At 40.8% G+C, this 19,331-nt stretch carries 13 protein-coding genes; 9 read left to right on the top strand and 4 right to left on the bottom strand.

Annotation, left to right across the window (positions count from 1 at the left end; all coding sequences use genetic code 11):
• Positions 1-172 precede the first annotated feature (172 nt).
• From DK415_RS06115 to DK415_RS06105, 3 genes are all read left to right on the top strand, one after another.
• Positions 173-1,453 carry a paraquat-inducible protein A gene (locus tag DK415_RS06115; protein WP_109432881.1) on the top strand — a complete coding sequence of 427 codons (1,281 nt, stop codon included), beginning with the start codon at positions 173-175 and terminating at the stop codon, positions 1,451-1,453.
• Positions 1,419-4,061, top strand: coding sequence for a PqiB family protein (locus DK415_RS06110; protein WP_109432880.1), 2,643 nt, complete (start codon positions 1,419-1,421; stop codon positions 4,059-4,061). Before DK415_RS06115 ends, DK415_RS06110 begins: the two co-directional genes overlap by 35 nt.
• Positions 4,062-4,219: 158 nt before the next feature.
• The gene (locus tag DK415_RS06105) at positions 4,220-4,564 is read left to right on the top strand and encodes a YgiW/YdeI family stress tolerance OB fold protein (protein ID WP_109432879.1); all 345 of its coding nucleotides are present in this window, start codon (positions 4,220-4,222) and stop codon (positions 4,562-4,564) included.
• Positions 4,565-4,694: 130 nt separating this feature from the next.
• Here the strand turns inward: DK415_RS06105 and DK415_RS06100 are convergent, their stop codons facing one another.
• The 3 genes from DK415_RS06100 to pepT form a co-directional block, all read right to left on the bottom strand.
• A complete protein-coding gene (locus DK415_RS06100; RefSeq protein WP_109432878.1) occupies positions 4,695-7,295 on the bottom strand; it encodes a restriction endonuclease in 2,601 nt (866 codons plus the stop codon).
• Positions 7,296-7,304: 9 nt separating this feature from the next.
• Positions 7,305-9,092: a site-specific DNA-methyltransferase gene (locus tag DK415_RS06095; protein WP_109432984.1), complete on the bottom strand. Its 1,788-nt coding sequence runs from the start codon at positions 9,090-9,092 to the stop codon at positions 7,305-7,307.
• Positions 9,093-9,352: 260 nt separating this feature from the next.
• Positions 9,353-10,594 carry a peptidase T gene (gene pepT, locus DK415_RS06085; protein WP_109432877.1) on the bottom strand — a complete coding sequence of 414 codons (1,242 nt, stop codon included), beginning with the start codon at positions 10,592-10,594 and terminating at the stop codon, positions 9,353-9,355.
• Positions 10,595-10,860: 266 nt separating this feature from the next.
• Between pepT and potA the strand changes: the two genes are divergently transcribed.
• The 5 genes from potA (at position 10,861) to cdd (ending at position 15,833) form a co-directional block, all read left to right on the top strand.
• On the top strand, positions 10,861-11,979 hold the full coding sequence (gene potA, locus DK415_RS06080; protein WP_006717532.1) for a spermidine/putrescine ABC transporter ATP-binding protein PotA: 1,119 nt from the start codon (positions 10,861-10,863) through the stop codon (positions 11,977-11,979).
• Positions 11,963-12,823: a spermidine/putrescine ABC transporter permease PotB gene (gene potB, locus DK415_RS06075; protein WP_109127731.1), complete on the top strand. Its 861-nt coding sequence runs from the start codon at positions 11,963-11,965 to the stop codon at positions 12,821-12,823. The genes potA and potB overlap by 17 nt, the downstream gene beginning before the upstream one ends.
• Positions 12,823-13,596, top strand: a complete 774-nt coding sequence (potC, locus tag DK415_RS06070; protein WP_048749516.1) for a spermidine/putrescine ABC transporter permease PotC — start codon at positions 12,823-12,825, stop codon at positions 13,594-13,596. Before potB ends, potC begins: the two co-directional genes overlap by 1 nt.
• Before the next feature lie 130 nt (positions 13,597-13,726).
• Positions 13,727-14,824: an extracellular solute-binding protein gene (locus tag DK415_RS06065; protein WP_162540476.1), complete on the top strand. Its 1,098-nt coding sequence runs from the start codon at positions 13,727-13,729 to the stop codon at positions 14,822-14,824.
• 112 nt (positions 14,825-14,936) lie between these two features.
• A complete protein-coding gene (gene cdd, locus DK415_RS06060; protein ID WP_109432876.1) occupies positions 14,937-15,833 on the top strand; it encodes a cytidine deaminase in 897 nt (298 codons plus the stop codon).
• Positions 15,834-15,914: 81 nt separating this feature from the next.
• On the opposite strand, the gene serS is transcribed toward cdd, so the two are convergent.
• Complete coding sequence (serS, locus tag DK415_RS06055) at positions 15,915-17,231, bottom strand: serine--tRNA ligase (protein WP_109432875.1); 1,317 nt, start codon at positions 17,229-17,231, stop codon at positions 15,915-15,917.
• Between the two features lie 305 nt (positions 17,232-17,536).
• On the opposite strand from serS, the gene DK415_RS06050 reads away from it, so the two are divergent.
• On the top strand, positions 17,537-19,204 hold the full coding sequence (locus DK415_RS06050; RefSeq protein ID WP_109432874.1) for an anaerobic C4-dicarboxylate transporter: 1,668 nt from the start codon (positions 17,537-17,539) through the stop codon (positions 19,202-19,204).
• The last annotated feature ends 127 nt before the right edge of the window (positions 19,205-19,331 follow it).

Raw genomic sequence — 19,331 nt, 5'->3', positions numbered from 1 at the left:
CACATTTTAGCCACTTTGGCTAAAAATGACAATGAATAATCAGATTTAGAGTGGAGAAATCATAAACGCCGGCAAAAACGACCGCACTTTTTTATGCCATATTCAGCAAATCCGTGCCAAAAGAAAAGAACCAGTATAAAATACGCGTTTCTTTGATGAGGAATAACGATTCATGACAGGCAAGTTAGAAACCGATTTGACCAAGGCAAATTACTCCCGCATTGCCCGCTGCGGCGATTGTAATGCCGTAATCAAAATTCTGCCCTTACAAAAAGGTCAACGTGCTGCCTGTCCGCGCTGTCATAATGTGTTGTACTCAACCAACCGCTGGAGCCTTAAACGCTGTTCCATTATAGCCCTTTCAATTTTGATACTCATGCCCTTTGCGTTGACTTACCCGTTGTTGAGCATTCACCTGCTCGGTGAGAAAATTAATGCTTCGGTGTGGCAAGGTGTATGGAAAATGGCAACACAAGGCTTCTCTTATACGGCATTTTTAATTTTTATTTGTGCTGTTTTTATGCCCATTGCCTTTGCACTTTTAGTCATTTTGTTGCGCTTAGCGCAAATGGTCAAAGCCAAACCTCGCAACCTTTTAATCTCCTTAGGCTACATTAAACCGTGGGTCATGTTTGATGTGTATTTAGTGGCGCTGGGTGTGACGATGTTCAAAGTAAAAGAATACGCCACGTTAGAATTGGATATTTATTTAATCGCCTTTATTTTTACCGCACTTTTAACCACGTTATTATTTATCAAAATTAACCCGGCAGAAGTGTGGAATGATTTTTACCCACAAAGTAAGGCGGTCAACGATATCACCAAAGCAGAGGATTTGCGCTACTGTCATTCTTGCCAATACAGTTTCCTCAATCCCTTGAGGGATAGCAAAGGTAAAGAAATTTGCCCGCGTTGTTATTCGCAAATTGATATTCCTTCTGCCATAAAATTACAACGGACTTGGGCGTTATTGTTAGCCGGTATTATCATGCTCTTTCCGGCGAACCTGCTGCCCATCTCGGTAATCTATGTCAATGGAGCACCAAGTGCCGATACGCTAATGTCCGGCGTGCTAAGTTTTATTGACATGGGAAGCTATTTCATTGCCTTTGTCGTTTTCACTGCCAGTATTTTCGTGCCCGTCAGTAAGGTATTGATTATTTTATATTTACTGATTTGTGTACATTTTAAGCTGAAACACTCCATCCGCTGGCAAATGCGTTTATTACATGTTGTCCATTTTGTCGGTCGCTGGTCGATGTTGGATTTATTCGTTTTAGCACTCATGATGTCCTTAGTCACCAGAGGGCAAATTATTGATTTTTCTGTAGGCACTGCTGCGCTGTATTTTGGTGCTGCAGTTTTCTTAACAATGATTGCGGCGGAACAATTTGATAGCCGCTTAATTTGGGAAATTTATGACAGACAACACAAAACACACAACACACACTGAAGTCGATGCCAACGTCACTCAAAATAGACGTATTTCGCCTTTTTGGCTTCTTCCTTTCATTGCGCTTTGTATTGGCGCTATCTTGTTCTTCCAAATAATTCAGGAACAAGGCATTAGCGTTCGTATTACTTTTGCAAATGGTGAAGGTTTAGTCGCAGATAAAACTCAAATCCGCTATCAAGGTTTACAGATCGGTGTTGTAAAAAAAGTGAATTTCACCGATGACCTACAAAAAGTCGATGTGGTGGCTAATATTTACCCAGAAGCAAGAAGCGTGCTGCGTGAAAACACCAAATTCTGGTTAGTCAAACCAAGTGCTTCTTTGGCAGGGATTTCAGGGCTAGATGCTTTGGTGTCAGGTAACTACATCACGTTACAACCGGGTGATGGCGATGCCCAAAATCAATTCATTGCGGAAACAGAAGGTCCGATTGCACAATTAAACCCGGGTGATTTATTGATCCATTTAGTTGCTGATGATCTGGGTTCTATCTCCATTGGTGCCTCAATTTATTACAAAAAAATGCCCGTGGGGAAAGTTTATGACTACCATTTCACCGAAGACGGTAAAAAAGTCGAAATTGATATTGTCATCGACAAACCTTATGCAAAATTTGTGAAAAAAGACAGCCACTTTTGGAACATCAGCGGCATTAATGCCAACATCGGTGTTTCCGGTTTAAATGTGAACGTTGATAGTCTGAATGCGGTGGTGCAAGGCGCTGCCTCTTTTGATTCACCACACGACAGCCCGATTGCGGAAATGAATGAAACCTATACGCTTTATTCCAATTTACAAGCGGCAAAACGCGGCATTAATATCAGCGTGAATATTCCGAATGTCGCCGGCTTAGAGGCAGGCAAAACGCAAGTGTATTACCAAAATACGGAAATTGGTGTGCTATCCAAATTAAGTGCGGTGGAAAATAACGATGAAATGTTAAGTGGTACCTTGCTCATTGATCCGAACCTAACCAATTTATTTAAAACTAATACCCACATTGTATTGCGAGCGAAAAAAAGTGGCTTAGGCGATTTAACCGATATTCAGAAACTTTTACGCGGTCAATATTTTGAAGTTCTGCCGGGAAATGGCGATACTCAAACCGCCTTTAACGTAATTAAAGAAAGCGAGTTATTGCTCAAACAACCGAATACTTTAGTACTCAACTTAACCGCGCCGGAAACTTACGGCATTAGCGAAGGACAACCGCTAATCTATAACAATATTCAAATTGGTGAAGTGGTCGCGCAACATGTCGCTTCCGATGGGGTGCAATTTAAAGTTGCCGTTGCCGCTGATTATCGCCATTTGATCCGCAGTGATACGTTATTTGTTGCAGCATCCAATTTTGATGTGAGTATTGGCGTTGATGGCTTACGCTTTGAAGCTGCCACGCCAGAACGATGGTTACAAGGCGGAATTCGAGTCATTGCAGGCAAAGAACAAAGTAAAGCAAAAGAAAATTATGTACTTTATCGCGATTTAGCCAGTGCAGAGGCCGGTATTACTGATAATCGCCCTAATCCGACAATTACCCTGACGACGTCCAATTTACCAAGTATTAACAAAGGCTCATTGGTACTTTATCGCCAATATGAAGTGGGCAAAATTTTAGATATCCGTCCACAACAGCAAAACTTTGCAGTTGATGTATTTATTTATCCGAAATATCAACACTTATTAACTGATAAAAGCCTGTTCTGGGTGGAAAGTGCGGCGCAAATTGACATTACGCCGAAAGGTATCAGCATTCAAGCAACACCGATTACCCGTTCACTAAAAGGCGCAATCAGTTTTGATAACAGTGGTAACAAACATAATCGCACCCTTTATCCGAATGAACTTCGAGCAAAATCTGCCGGACAACAAATTATCCTCACGGCAGAAGATGCGACGAATTTAAGTAAAGGCATGGCGCTACGTTATTTGGGTTTAACGATCGGCGAAATTGACAGCGTTCAATTAGATCAAAAAAATAATAAAATCATCAGCAAAGCGTTGATTCATCCGAATTATATGGCATTAATTGCCAAAGAAGGCTCCCGTTTCAAAGTGATTTCACCGCAAATTTCCGCTGGTGGTATTGAAAATATCGACAGCCTATTACAACCGTATATTGATGTGGAGATTGGTTCTGGCAAAACGAAAACCCAATTTGCCTTAACCCAATCCATCAACAATAACATCAAATACACCAATGGCTTGCCGCTTGTCTTAGAAACGACAGATGCGTTAAACATTACTACCGGTTCGCCGATCATGTATCGTGGTGTAGAAGTAGGTACAATTAAAAATTTAGAGCTAAACTCCCTCGGCGATCGCGTATTAATTCATATTGTCATTGCGTCAAAATACCAACATTTAGTCCGCAAAAACTCTGAATTCTGGATTGCTTCGGGCTACGATTTCAACCTGAGCTTGTCTGGGGCACAATTTAACACCGGCAGCGTACAGCAATTGCTCAAAGGAGGAATTTCTTTCTCTACGCCATCCGGCACAGTCGTTCAGGAACCAGCGAAAGCGAATCAACGTTTCTTATTGCAAATAAAACGTCCGCAAGATAGCCAGAAATGGAATCAGGGTGCATTGCCACCAAGCCATTAAAGTGCGGTCATTTTGCCAAGTGTTTTTTATTTTAAATATTGAATAAAAATATTGAATATTTTAAGAATTTCTTAAGAAACGCCACTTATAATGCGCCACATCCAATACAAACAGCGATGTGGCGTGACTATTCCATCTGATATTATTTAGGAGTCTTTATGAAAAAAATCGTAACCTTAGCAGCATTGTTAGCCATGTCTTCTACCGCATTTGCCGGTTTTCAAGACACTAACGCAAGTAACAATCTAACCACCGTGCAAGCGGCACAAAAAATGGCTGATCACGCACCAGTTACTTTAGAAGGTAACTTTGTTCGTCAAATCGATGACGATGAATTTATTTTCCGTGATAGCACGGGTGAAATCAAAGTGGATGTTGATGATCACGCGTGGAAAGGCGTCAATGTCACGCCAAACGATCGCGTTCGCATTCAAGGTTCCGTTGATAAAGATTTTGGTGAACCAACAAGCATTGAAGTACATCAAATTCAAAAAATTCAATAATTCACTCAAGCACCGCCTTTACGGCGGTGTTTTTATATTTAACAAACACACCAAAAACAAACCGCACTTTGACTTAAAAAAACAAAGTGCGGTCTGTTTTTGAGATAGATTTTAGGAATAATCAATGTGTTTAAACAGCAAGTTCCTCTACTTTTTCTACCACGCGATATTCCAAATCATCGTAATCTCTATGGAGATGTTCAAAATTCTTTCTGGCATAAGCAATTTTCATTTGTTCTGAAGGATCCAACTTGCTTTCATCCACACCACGCTGGATACCCTTACCGGTATTTTTGGTTTCCGCCACAAAGTAAACTTTATTCTGCCCTTTAAATACCACCGCCCAGTCGGGATTATAATTCCCCAATGGCGTTGGAATTTTAAAATTTTTCGGTAACTTAAAATAAAACTCGACATCTTCACTGCTTTCACAATGGCGGGCAAACGTATTTTCCGTGTTGGAATCTAGGGAAATATAGCCCTCATAAATGGTTTTTGATTGATTACTCACAGAAAAACTGTATTGATTAAGATAAAACTCAAAATCCTTAAATAACGTCATTTCATAGGTGCGTTCTGCAATGCGGTGATATTCCACACCATCCGCCATAATTTGACTTAACGCTTCATTAATTTTTTCTGCAACCAAATCAATAAAACGTTGTGGATTATGATAAATCTCAGCCAATCGTTTTGATTTTTGCAAAATATGGCAAATGGTTTGACGGGTTAGCCCGGTTTTCTTCTGTAATTCCCCCAACACATCAGGAATATCCCAGTGAGTTTTTGAGGTTACCTGATTGGAAGAACGATATTCTGTCGTCACGCCTTTTTCATTAATCGCAAAGGCGACCTTTTCATGCCGAATTTTCACCTCATCAATACGTGGCATTTTGACCAAATTTTCGACCGCACTTTCGATCAGATCATCCTGTGAAAAATTGACCCGATAAGTCGTTTGGTGCTTAATACGTTCCCAAATCGCGGCAAATTCCGGGTGTTGGCTAAAATCTTTGCGATAACGCACATATTTTCGATCCAGCTTATTTTTAATTTGTCCTTTATCAAAGGACACACCGCAATCTTCTTCAATTTCCCGTTGTAATTTGGTCGCAAATTCCTCATAGCTTTCATTGGCAATCACTGTCAGGATATTTTTATCTCGCTCATGGCTTCTTAGGCCAAGCTGATTCACCGGCAAGCGCAATCCACGTCCGATTTCTTGTCGTTTTTTAATTTCCGAATGGGTATCGTTTAACGTACAAATTTGGAACACATTCGGATTATCCCACCCCTCACGCAAAGCCGAGTGAGAGAAAATAAAACGTAACGGCTTATCCAACGACAGCAAGGTTTCTTTATCCCGCATAATTAAATGATACGTGTCGTTATCCGCCTGTGTTGTGCCGTTGGTATCTTTCAAAACGCCTTTTTTATCTTTGGAAAAATAACCTTCATGCACACTCGTTGGATCTTCATCAGTTAATTCACGATAAATTTCCTCAAACCATTGATAAAATTTACCGTCGTTGCGGTAATTATCCACTTTATCAATAAAAAATAGCGACAATACTTTAATGCCTAATGGATTTAAGATTTTTTCCTTGCGTAAATGTTCTTCTATTGTGCGACGAATTTGCATTTTTTGAATGTCATCTTTCAAGAGAGAATTATCAACGCCTTTCGTCACTTTTAATCCGCCGGAAAACTCAATCTGTTGTTCCTCAACATTCATTCCTTCCAAAATATAACCACTGCGATAAACTTCATTTTGTTTGGAAAGATCAAATAAGTCCTGATTAGGCTTAACGGTGACGACTTTCTTCTTCATCGACTTATCATTCACCAAGACTTCCACTTTTGCCGACCAACTTTTCGCGCCGGCATTAATTTCTTTTAACGCCACATAAGCGCCATTCACATCATTATCCGCCAACACGCTATCCACTTCGATTTGCTTCACTAAGCCTAATTCGTACGCCTGCACGGGATTGAGGCGAAAAATCGGGTTATAGGCGTTTTTATGGGTCGCTGAATAGCGTAGAGTGAATAAAGGATTGAGACTTGCGATAGCATGACGGCGAATATCCGTTTCCATATTCTGCGGTTCATCAATAATCACAATAGGATTGACGTGTTGAATATAACGAATGGGCGCATCGCCACTTTCATTTTGTGTATTAATCACATTGCTTTCTTTGGCAAAGGCATCAATATTCATCACCAAAATTTCAATATGATTGCCAGTAGCAAAGGCTTTTAAGCGGGAAAGTTGATTGCTCTTATATTCATATTTCGGATTTACGCTCGGGTTATCAAACAGGGTAGCAAAGTGGCTACGCGTTGTTTCCAAGGTGTGCAATACGCCCTCACGAATAGGCACGCTCGGCACCACAATCACAAATTTCTGCCAGCCGTATTGACGATTCAATTCAAAAATCGTACGTAAATACACATAGGTTTTCCCCGTGCCGGTTTCCATTTCTACGGTAAAATTTTTCCCCTGCTCCCCAATTAAAGTGCGGTAAAAATTGAACTTGTTTTGTTGCTTCGCCAAGTTTTGTTGTAGCTGTTCATCATTAATTTGTAACGGCAAATTCGCCACAAAACGCATATCATTCTGCGCTTTCAAACCGAATTCCATTTGTTGATTTGGTTGCCCGATAAACAAATCCACCGCGGCTTGAATGGCGCGCGTTTGGTAATCCAAAGTTTCAAATTGAAGTTCCATTTTGCCTCCTTAAAGCACAAAGAAGGCAATGCCTGCATCATTCATTTGCAACTCGGCATTTTTCTTTAAGGCATCATCGCCATTAAACAACGAATCTAACGTCACGACCTTTTTCGGCTGGGCAAAAATCACCTGATCCAATAAATCCGCACTCAGGGTTTCAAGCAACAAGGCAAACTGTTGCCCGCTTTCATCACTCACCCAAAACACCTGATTTTCCGACCGCACTTTTGCCGTTAATTTCAAGCCCAAGCGCAATAAAATTTCATAAAGCATAGCGTCAGGCGTTGCCTCTTTCCGCACAGGATCCACAAATAACTCGATTTGCTGCGCTAAATTTTCTGCAGAAGGCGATTGCCATTGTTTAAAGTGGCTGTCAGTCAGTTTGAACACTTTAAAACCAATATCCAGTTGTTTATCAGGATAATTTTCGGCAATTTGTTTGCCTGCTCGGCGGATGCGTTCTTTAGAAATTTCAGCAATATTTTTAAAACCCGCTTTAAAGGCTTCGGATTTTTCATCCGTGACTTCCGGGAGTTGTACACAAATAAAACGACGATTGCCGTTATCTTCGGCGTTAAGTTGCATCACGGCGTGGGCGGTTGTGCCTGAACCAGAAAAGAAATCCATAAAGATTTCATTACTATTATCAGACTGAGAAATAATCTTTTTGATCAATTCAACTGGCTTACGATATAAGAAAATTTTTGATCCCATTAAAGATTCTACTTTTTTCTCCGTTGTAGATTGAGGATCAAACCACCCCAAATGAGATTTAATTGGCATATAAGGATTAACAAACTCACTAAAAAATTCTTTTTGTTTAGGTAACCCATCTGGATTTTTAGGAAAAATGATACGTTCTTCCTTAATCATTTTCTCAAGAGAATTTTGAGAAAATGCCCAATAATTCTCAAAACTCCATCCTGTTTTAGGATCCTTAATAATAAATTTATCCTGTGGCTTTTCTAATGTACTTTTTATATTAGATAAACGCCATTCCCCCCTACTATCATTATCAGGATTATGAAATCCTTCTTTGGTTCTTAATTCCCCTAATAATTTCGTCGTATTTTTGGAATAACAAACAATGTATTCGTGAATATTAACCACCATATTTTTTGGAGGAACCCCTTTTGCTGAATTCTTCTTATCCCAAATAAAATCAGCAACAAAATTCTCCTCCCCAAAGACCTCATCACACAACAACTTCAACTGTGCCTGTTCATTGTCATCAATGGAAATAAAAATGACACCGTCGTCTTTCAGCAAATTCTTTGCCAAATGCAAACGGGGGAGCATCATATTTAGCCATTTACTGTGGAAGTGTCCGTTTTCTTTATTGTTTCTTTTAAATGCCAGTTTGAGCTTGCCTTCCTCATCTAATTCGCCGCTTTGTTCCTGATAATCTTTAAGATCCTGTTTGAAATTGTCGTTATAAACAAAATCATTACCAGTGTTATAAGGCGGATCGATATAAATCATTTTGATGCTATTGAAATAGGATTTTTGTAACACTTTCAACACATCCAGATTTTCCCCTTCAATAAAAATATTTTCAGTGGAATCAAAGTTGACACTTTCCGCAGGTTGCGGTGTGAGGGTTTTGCAAGTTTGTGCTTGTAATATGCGATAGGCTTCCGATTTCCCCGCCCAGTTCAACATATAACGCTCGGGCTCGGTGGTGATGTGTTCAGAAAAAAGTTGTTGGAATTTTTGAAAATCAATTTGCTCTTCGCAAAAAATTTCAGGTAGAAGTAATTTAAGTTGCGTTAATTTAATGGATAGGTTATCCAAGTGCTGTGCTGTGCTGTGCTGTGCTGTGCTGTGCTGTGCTGTGCTGTGCTGTGCTGTGCTGTGCTTCAGGCATTGTAATGTTCCTTTTGGGTGGGTCAAATAAAATAAATGGAGTATTTTTGAAATTAATAAATCTGCTGTCAAGGGAATTGGCAATATTTACATTCCCATTACAAAAACGGAACTAAGGGAAAATATCTAATAAAACAAACCGCACTTTGACTTAAAAACTCAAAGTGCGGTCTGTTTTTGAGATGAATTTATTTCTTCGTTGCTAATTCAAGTAACTTCACAATCACGTTCACGGCATCTTTCATGCCTTCCAGCGTAATCAACTCATGCTTACTATGGAAGTTATAACCGCCGGTAAAAACATTTGGGCAAGCCAAACCCTTTTCCGCCAACCACGCGCCGTCCGTACCACCACGAATCAATTTATGATGAGGCGTGATATTACATTGCTTCATAGCAGAATCTGCCAATGCAATGGCTTGAGGAACCTGTTTAACCACCTCATACATATTTTTATAGTTTTCCGTTAAAACCAATTCAACCGGTTTTAACAAGCGTTTTTGTCGGTTAAATTTTTCCACTAAATCACGGATAAATTGTTTACGTTTTTCAAAATGAACGCTGTCAAAATCGCGGATTAAATACTGCAATTCTACTTTTTCAATTGTGCCGTCAAAGTGATGCAAATGGAAAAAACCTTCTCGCTGTTCCGTTTGTTCCGGCACTTCCGTCGCCGGGAACGCATTTTGAAATTCGCAGGCCAAAGCAAGCGCATTAATCATTTTGTGCTTTGCATAACCGGGATGAATGTTGCATCCGTGGAAAGTGATTTTTGCGGAAGCCGCATTGAAATTTTCATATTCCAATTCACCGACTGCGCCACCATCTATCGTATACGCCCAATCACAAGAAAAACGCTCAAACGGGAAAAATTGCATTCCTAAACCAATTTCTTCATCCGGGGTAAACGCCACCCGAATATTGCAGTGAGGTAAATTCTCGGTTTTCAAGCGATAAAGTGCGGTCATAATTTCCGCTATTCCGGCTTTGTTATCTGCCCCCAACAACGTTTTACCGTCTGTGACGATTAAGGTTTTGCCGACCAGCTGGTGTAAGAAAGGATAATACACCGGGCTGATAAACTCTTCCCCGATACCCAAAGCAATATCGCCACCACGATAGTTATCAATCACTTCAGGTTGTACATGTTTGCCGCTGCAATCCGGCGAGGTGTCGAGATGGGCAATTAAACCAATTGTCGGCGCATGAGGATCTACATTGGAGGGTAAAAATGCGGTTAATACAGCGTGTTTAGTAAGTTCAATATCCTGTAAACCGAGCGCCACTAATTCTTGCTGCAAAAGTTTGGCTAAGGCTAATTGACCGGCTGAACTAGGAGAAATTTTAGCACCGGGTTTGGCTTGCGTATCATAACTCACATAATTAAAAAAACGCTCCAATACCGGTTCTCGAGATAATAAATCTTGCATTCTTTTTCTCCCTTATTTTTATCTAATTTAACTTTCCGAAAAAACAATAAAAAACTGCGCTAAGTCTAGCGATAAATAGGGCCAAAATCCTTGATATATCACAACTATTTTAGTTTTTATGAAAAAACCTGATTAATTCCTTTTCATTATCTCCCGTTCACTATATCATTAGCGCTTATTTTATAGTCGCCGCCTACATTTTTGTGGGCATTTGTTTCTAATTTTTACCGAAAAATTTCGGTACATTAGGGAGAAAACCAAAGAAAGTGGAAAACTCGGTTCAAAACAAGCCAATTATTGAGCTTCGTTCAATCAAAAAATCCTACGGTTCCAATACCATTATTAACGATTTTAATTTAACCATTAATAACGGTGAATTTGTCACCATTCTTGGCCCATCCGGTTGTGGTAAAACTACCGTGTTGCGTTTATTGGCCGGATTGGAGGAATTAGATTCAGGCAACATTATTTTGGACGGTGAAGACATTACCAATGTGCCGGCAGAAAAACGTCACATCAACACCGTATTCCAAAGCTATGCTTTGTTCCCGCATATGACGATTTTTGAAAACGTGGCTTTCGGTTTGCGTATGCAAAAAGTGCCGGAAAGCGAGATTAAACCTCGTGTGTTAGAGGCATTGCGTATGGTGCAATTGGAAGAAATGGCGGAACGTAAACCAACCCAGCTTTCAGGCGGACAACAACAGCGTATCGCGATTGCTCGTGCGGTCGTCAATAAACCTAAAGTCTTATTGCTTGACGAGTCTCTTTCTGCGTTGGACTACAAATTGCGTAAAAAAATGCAATACGAGTTAAAGCAATTACAGCGCCAATTAGGCATTACCTTTATTTTCGTTACGCACGACCAAGAAGAAGCAATTACGATGTCTGATCGTATTGTCTTATTGCGTAAAGGTAAAATTGCACAAGACGGCTCTCCACGTGAGATTTATGAAGATCCGGCAAACTTGTTTGTGGCGCGTTTCATCGGCGAAATTAACGTTTTTGATGCGACCGTGATTGAACGCAAATCAGACAACGTGGTACTTGCTAATGTGGAAGGCCGCATTTGCGATATTTACACCGATATTCCAGTCGAAAAAGATCAGCAACTTCAAGTCTTGCTTCGCCCGGAAGATATCGTGATTGAAGAATTAGATGAACACGAACAATCCAAAGCCATTATCGGTCATATTATCGACCGCACTTATAAAGGCATGACATTGGAATCTACCGTGGAATTCGAACATAACGGTAAACGCGTATTGGTCAGCGAATTCTTTAATGAAGATGACCCACATATGGATCACAGTGTCGGTCAACGCGTAGGCATTACATGGCACGAAGGTTGGGAGGTTGTACTCAACGATGAAGATAATCAATAATAAATTCCAAAAAATTACTGTTGCGATTATCTTCAGCTGGCTAATCTTCTTCGTGCTGATCCCAAACTTATTGGTATTAGTCGTAAGTTTTTTAACCCGAGATGGTAGCAACTTTTATGCCTTGCCATTTAACGTTGATAACTACATCAACCTATTTAATCCGCTTTATGCGCAGGTGGTGTGGAACTCATTGTATATGTCGGGCATTGCCACCATTATTTGCTTACTCATTGGCTATCCGTTCGCCTTTATGGTCAGCAAAATTCATCCGAAATATCGACCGCTCTTATTGTTCCTTGTGGTGTTACCCTTCTGGACAAACTCGCTGATTCGTATTTACGGCATGAAAGTGTTCCTCGGTGTGAAAGGTGTGTTGAATACCATGTTGATGGACATGGGCATTTTGAGTGAGCCGATTCGCATTCTAAACACCGAAGTGGCGGTGATCATTGGTTTAGTCTATTTGCTTCTACCGTTTATGATTTTGCCACTCTACTCCGCGATTGAAAAATTAGATGGACGCTTATTAGAAGCGGCAAAAGACTTAGGTGCCAATGCTTTCCAACGTTTCTTCCGTGTAATTCTACCGTTAACCATGCCAGGCATTATTGCCGGTTGTTTATTGGTATTATTGCCGGCAATGGGTATGTTCTATGTAGCCGACTTACTTGGCGGTGCGAAAGTGTTGCTAGTGGGTAACGTGATTAAGAGTGAATTCTTAATTTCCCGCAACTGGCCGTTCGGTTCTGCAATCAGTATCGGATTGACCATTCTGATGGCATTGTTGATTTTCGTGTACTACCGTGCAAATAAATTATTGAATAAGAAAGTGGAGTTAGAATAATGAGTCGTTTACTACGCAATATCTTTATGTTTGTGGTATACGCTTATTTGTATATCCCGATTATTATTTTAGTGACCAACTCCTTCAACGAAGACCGTTACGGTTTAAGTTGGAAAGGCTTTAGCTGGAACTGGTACGAGCGTCTTTTCAATAACGACACGCTTATCCAAGCAGCGATACACTCGGTGACAATTGCCTTCTTTTCGGCAACATTAGCAACAATTATCGGTGGCTTAACGGCTATCGCCCTTTACCGCTACCGTTTCCGTGGTAAACAGGCGGTGAGTGGCATGTTGTTTATCGTGATGATGTCGCCGGATATCGTGATGGCAGTTTCTTTGCTCGCCTTATTCATGGTAGTTGGTATTTCTTTAGGTTTCTGGTCGCTATTGCTCGCCCACGTCACCTTCTGTTTGCCGTATGTCACCGTCACCATTTTCTCTCGCTTAAACGGTTTCGATGCAAGAATGTTAGAAGCCGCGAAAGATTTGGGTGCCAGTGAAGTAACGATTTTACGCAAAATCATCCTGCCGCTTGCATTACCTGCTGTGGTATCCGGTTGGTTGTTAAGCTTTACCATCTCGCTCGATGATGTTGTGGTGTCCTCTTTCGTGAGCGGTGTAAGCTATGAAATCCTACCGTTGCGTATTTTCTCCTTGGTGAAAACCGGTGTGACACCAGAAGTAAACGCCCTTGCAACCATCATGATTGTGCTTTCATTATTACTCGTAGTTGCCAGCCAATTTATCGGCAGAAAACACAAAGACATCTAGCCGTAATAATGTTTCACAAATAATTTAATATCACATACAATACGCCTTGACGCACAATCAAGGCGTTTTTTTATACCTGCATTTTATACAGGTGGTTTTTTTTCACCTCTTTTACGGAGAACAAACAAAAATGAAAAAATTTGCTGGTTTATTCACCGCAAGTATGATCGCTGTTGCCCTTACAGGTTGTAACGAGAAAGACAACAAACAAGCGCAAACCGCGCCGGAAGCCCCTAAAGCTGAAGCGCCTGCAAATGATACCGTGTATCTTTATACATGGACTGAATATGTACCGGATGGTCTTCTCGATGAATTCACCAAAGAAACCGGTATTAAAGTGATTGTTTCCAGTCTCGAATCCAACGAAACCATGTATGCAAAAATCAAAACCCAAGGTGCAGCCGGCGGTTATGATGTTATTGCGCCTTCTAACTACTTCGTGTCCAAAATGGCGCGCGAAGGGATGTTAAAAGAACTTGATCACAGCAAATTACCTGTCATTAAAGAATTAGACCCTGATTGGCTCGACAAACCTTACGACAAAGGCAACAAATATTCCCTTCCGCAATTATTAGGCGCACCAGGTATTGCCTTTAACACCAATACTTACAAAGGCAGCGATTTCACCTCCTGGGGTGATTTATGGAAACCTGAATTTGCCAACAAAGTGCAATTATTAGATGATGCCCGCGAAGTATTCAACATCGCGTTATTGAAAATCGGCCAGGATCCGAACACACAAGATCCGGCGATTATCAAACAGGCTTATGAAGAATTACTAAAATTACGTCCAAACGTGCTTTCTTTCAACTCCGATAACCCGGCAAACTCTTTTATTTCCGGTGAAGTAGAAGTGGGCCAATTATGGAATGGTTCCGTGCGTATCGCGAAAAAAGAACAAGCGCCTCTAAACATGGTGTTCCCAAAAGAAGGTCCTGTACTTTGGGTTGATACTCTAGCGATTCCTAAAACCTCTAAAAACCCAGATGGTGCACACAAGTTAATTAACTACTTGCTAGGTGCAAAAGCGGCAGAAAAATTGACTCTAGCGATCGGTTACCCAACGGCTAACCTTGAAGCGAAAAAAGTGCTTCCAAAAGAAATCACTGAAGATCCGTCAATCTATCCAACTGCTGAAGTATTAAAAAATAGCCACTGGCAAGATGATGTAGGTGATGCGATTCAATACTACGAACAATATTATCAAGAGCTGAAAGCAGCGAAATAATTTGTTCTCATAGCCATCACAAAAGTGCGGTCGAAATTTATATTAATTTTCAACCGCACTTTTTTTATCCGGTGCTAAGATAAGGACATTAAAAACGAAAAAGGAGATGATTATGACAACACCAATTTCAGACAAAATTCACCACGCGTTGTCCCAAATTGATAATCCCCTGTTGGCTCAGGATATTTGGCTTATTTTACAAGAGCAAAAATTTGTGGGATTCCTACCGCACTTTGTCGTACAGCACTTGTGCAACAAACATCAAATCACTCCTCAACAACTCTCCCTTCAACTGCTCCCTATTGCCACTTGTTATGCCACCACGCCTATCTCACATTTTAATGTCGGCGCAATCGCCACAGGGGTGAGCGGTAATTTTTATTTCGGTGCGAATCAAGAATTTTGCCAAACGGATATTCAACAAACTATCCATGCCGAACAAAGTGCGATTAGTCATGCTTGGATGCGCGGAGAAAAACAAATCACCGATATTAGCGTCAACTACACGCCATGTGGCCATTGTCGTCAGTTTATGAATGAATTAAATAGCGCAGAAAAATTACAAATTCATTTACCGCATAGCCAGAATAATCCGTTGCACCAATATTTACCTGATGCTTTCGGGCCAAAAAACTTAAACATTCAGCTACATTTGCTGGATCAACATGACAATCAATTATCCTTAAACACCAACGACCCGGTGATTTCAAAAGCCCTTGCGATGACTAACCAAGCGCATGCGCCTTATTCAAACTCCTTCCATGGCATTGCATTACAAACGCAAGAGCAACACATTTATCACGGCAGTTATGCGGAAAATGCGGCGTTTAACCCAAGCCTGCCGGCTATGCAGGTTGCGCTGAATTATCTTATTTTAAGTGGCGAAACGGTAGAAAATATCACCCGTGCGGTGATGGTCGAAAAATCGCATACCTTAAACTACAAAGCAATGGCGGAAGCCCTACTCGCCAGCGTATGTGAGGTGAAATTAGAATATTTTAAGGTATAAAAGTGCGGTGAATTTTCAGTGCGTTTTTAAGAGAAAAAAATGGGTGCGTATAACCGCACCCATATTTATTTTTTAACTGATTTAGTTTGCAGATTTACCAATCACTTCTAATCCGCCCATGTAAGAACGTAAAACCTCCGGTACGGTAATAGAGCCATCGGCATTTTGATAGTTTTCCAAAACTGCCACTAAGGTGCGCCCCACGGCTAAACCGGAACCATTAAGGGTGTGCACCAAACGAGTTTTCTTGTCGCCTTTTGAACGACAGCGTGCTTGCATACGACGCGCTTGGAAATCCCACATATTCGAGCAAGAAGAAATTTCACGGTATGTATTTTGCGCCGGTACCCAAACTTCTAAGTCGTAAGTTTTGCAAGAACCAAAGCCCATATCACCGGTGCAAAGCAACACTTTACGATATGGCAAACCAAGTAATTGCAAAACTTTTTCCGCATGACCTGTCAGTTCTTCCAGTGCGTCCATGGATTTTTCCGGTTCCACAATTTGAACCAATTCCACTTTATCAAATTGGTGCATTCGAATTAAACCGCGTGTATCACGGCCGTAAGAACCGGCTTCAGAACGGAAACATGGCGTATGTGCGGTCATTTTTAACGGTAAATTTTCCGCTTCTAAAATGTCACCACGCACTAAGTTAGTGACCGGTACTTCCGCTGTCGGGATCAACGCATAAGTGCGTTGCACTTCATTTGGGTCTTGCCCTTCTAACGGTTTTGTGTGGAATAGATCTTCACTGAATTTAGGTAATTGACCTGTGCCATAAAGCGTATCGTGGTTCACTAAATAAGGCACATAAACTTCCGTGTAGCCATGTTGCTCCGTGTGTAAATCCAACATAAATTGCGCGAGAGCACGATGTAATTTAGCAATTTGGCCTTTCATCACCACAAAGCGGGAACCGGTTAATTTCACCGCAGAAGCGAAATCCAAGCCTTGTAAATTTTCGCCTAACGCAACATGATCTTTTACCTCAAAATCAAATTTGCGTGGTTCGCCCCAACGGGATACTTCAAGATTTTCACTGTCATCTTTCCCCAAAGGAACTTCATCAGCAGGAATGTTCGGGATGTTCAAGGCAATGTCATTTAACGCATTTTGTACTTTTTCTAACTCAACTTTACCCTGTTCTAATTCTGCGCCCATGTGATCCACTTCCGCCAACAACGGCGCAATGTCTTCTCCGCGGGCTTTTGCCGCACCGATCGCTTTAGAACGCGCATTACGTTCAGCTTGTAACGTTTCGGTTTTTACCTGTAAGGCTTTGCGTTGTTCTTCTAATTGCGTGATCTTTGCCACATCAAGCGTAAAACCACGTTTAATTTTTAATTTTTCTGCGACTTCTGCCAAATTATTACGAAGTAAATTCGGATCGATCATACTTTTACCTTTCTTCTTCTGTTTATTAATACCGTGTTAAAAATTGCGTTTATTCTATATCGTATTCAACCAATAAACTAGCAAAAACATGGACTAAAGTGCGGTCAGAAATCGCCGTGTTTTTTGCTGATTCGAATCTTTTACTCCAAAAGATTGCATTTTCGTCTCCCATAAGCTTAAAACCGCGCAAATAAATTTTGATTTAACGCAACAATTTTCCTAATTCTACTACTTAATAAGTAGCCTTAATGTTAGACTAGCGCCGATTTTCTCATCACCAAATGAAATTATTTTCTGGAGTATCTATGGAATTTCTAATGAACTTAAGTGAAGGATCGCAATTTGCTATTCAGCTTGCGATCGTCTTAATCTGTTTATTCTACGGCGCCAAAAAAGGCGGTATCGCTCTCGGTTTATTAGGCGGTATCGGTCTTATTGTCTTGGTGTTCGGTTTCGGCATTGAACCGGGTAAACCGGCAATCGATGTCATGTTAACCATCCTTGCGGTGGTAGTAACATCTGCAACATTACAAGCCAGTGGCGGTTTAGATGTGATGTTGCAAATCGCAGAAAAATTATTACGTAAAAACCCGAAATACGTCAGTATCCTCGCCCCATTCGTTACTTGTACCCTCACTATTCTTTGCGGTACCGGCCATGTGGTTTATACCATGTTACCGATTATTTACGATATCGCGATTAAAAATGACATTCGTCCGGAACGCCCAATGGCAGCAAGTTCCATCGCCTCACAAATGGGTATCATCGCTTCCCCGGTTTCCGTTGCAGTAGTCACCTTAACGGCTTTCTTGGTAAATGCACAAAACCATTTAGCCGGCTTTGACGGTTACTTAGATTTATTAAAAATCACTGTGCCATCCACCCTTTGTGGTGTTTTAGCTATCGGTATCTTCAGCTGGTTCCGTGGTAAAGATTTAGATAAAGACCAAGAATTCCAAGAAAAATTAAAAGATCCTGAATTCAAAAAATATGTGTATGGCGACAGCGCTTCCCTACTCGATAAAAAATTACCACAATCCAGCTGGAACGCGATGTGGATTTTCTTCGGTGCCATTTTAGTGGTTGCCTTATTGGGTTATTTCAAAGAATTGCGTCCATCTTTTGAGAAAAGTGCACCGGCACAAGTCGTTGAAGTGCTTTCAGGCGATAAAGCAGTCAAAAGCTTTAACGTGAAAGACGGTAAAATTCTTGCCGTAGCCAAAGACGGTAAAGTTGCTCTTGATGTTAAAGACAACAAAGCTAAAGCAAAAACCGCTTATGACAGCGTTGAGATTTACGACAACGAAGGTACATTAACCCAAACTGTTGCTTTACAAGATAACAATGTGGTCATTACTGCTGGTGATAAAACAGAAACCATTGAAAACGCAACAATCGGCTTAAAAGACACTGCGAAGAAAAAAGTTACTTTAGGCATGGTTCACGTTATCCAAATCTTCATGTTATTGGCCGGTTCATTAATCATCATCTTTACAAAAACCGATGCCGGCAAAATCAGTAAAAATGAAATCTTCCGTTCCGGTATGATTGCATTAGTGGCAGTATTCGGGATTTCTTGGATGGCAGAAACCATGTTTACCGTCCATACACCGATGATGAAAGCGGCCTTAGGTGATGTCGTAAAAGCGCACCCTTGGACTTATGCTGTGATGCTATTATTAATCTCTAAATTCGTTAACTCCCAAGCTGCTGCATTGGTGGCATTCGTACCACTTGCATTAGGTATCGGTGTTGACCCAGCGATTATTCTTGCTTTCGCAGCGGCTTGTTACGGTTACTACATTTTACCAACCTACCCAAGCGACTTGGCAGCGATTCAATTTGACCGTTCAGGTACGACCCACATCGGTAAGTTTGTCATCAACCACAGCTTTATTTTACCAGGCTTAATTGGTGTAATTACCTCCTGTATCTTCGGTTATATTTTCACAACCCTGTTTGGATACTTGTAATTTAGATTAAATTTAATCAGATGAAAAAAAGGCTACTTCTCATGAAGTAGCCTTTTTTATGTGTTCATAAATCAAAAAACAATTCTAAAATCAACCGCACTTTTATCTGGTTCGAATGCAAATAGAA

Source organism: Aggregatibacter segnis, from assembly GCF_003130075.1.
In the GTDB taxonomy this organism is placed as follows: Bacteria; Pseudomonadota; Gammaproteobacteria; order Enterobacterales; family Pasteurellaceae; genus Aggregatibacter; species Aggregatibacter segnis_A.
This window is presented reverse-complemented; position numbering and strand designations above follow the sequence as displayed.

Coding starts and splice junctions, on each gene's coding strand:
- potB (WP_109127731.1), top strand. CDS start 11,963: ATGAAGATAATCAATAATAAATTCCAAAAAATTACTGTTGCGATTATC.
- DK415_RS06100 (WP_109432878.1), bottom strand. CDS start 7,295: ATGGAACTTCAATTTGAAACTTTGGATTACCAAACGCGCGCCATTCAA.
- pepT (WP_109432877.1), bottom strand. CDS start 10,594: ATGCAAGATTTATTATCTCGAGAACCGGTATTGGAGCGTTTTTTTAAT.
- DK415_RS06110 (WP_109432880.1), top strand. CDS start 1,419: ATGACAGACAACACAAAACACACAACACACACTGAAGTCGATGCCAAC.
- DK415_RS06115 (WP_109432881.1), top strand. CDS start 173: ATGACAGGCAAGTTAGAAACCGATTTGACCAAGGCAAATTACTCCCGC.
- cdd (WP_109432876.1), top strand. CDS start 14,937: ATGACAACACCAATTTCAGACAAAATTCACCACGCGTTGTCCCAAATT.
- DK415_RS06105 (WP_109432879.1), top strand. CDS start 4,220: ATGAAAAAAATCGTAACCTTAGCAGCATTGTTAGCCATGTCTTCTACC.
- DK415_RS06050 (WP_109432874.1), top strand. CDS start 17,537: ATGGAATTTCTAATGAACTTAAGTGAAGGATCGCAATTTGCTATTCAG.
- DK415_RS06065 (WP_162540476.1), top strand. CDS start 13,727: ATGAAAAAATTTGCTGGTTTATTCACCGCAAGTATGATCGCTGTTGCC.
- potC (WP_048749516.1), top strand. CDS start 12,823: ATGAGTCGTTTACTACGCAATATCTTTATGTTTGTGGTATACGCTTAT.
- serS (WP_109432875.1), bottom strand. CDS start 17,231: ATGATCGATCCGAATTTACTTCGTAATAATTTGGCAGAAGTCGCAGAA.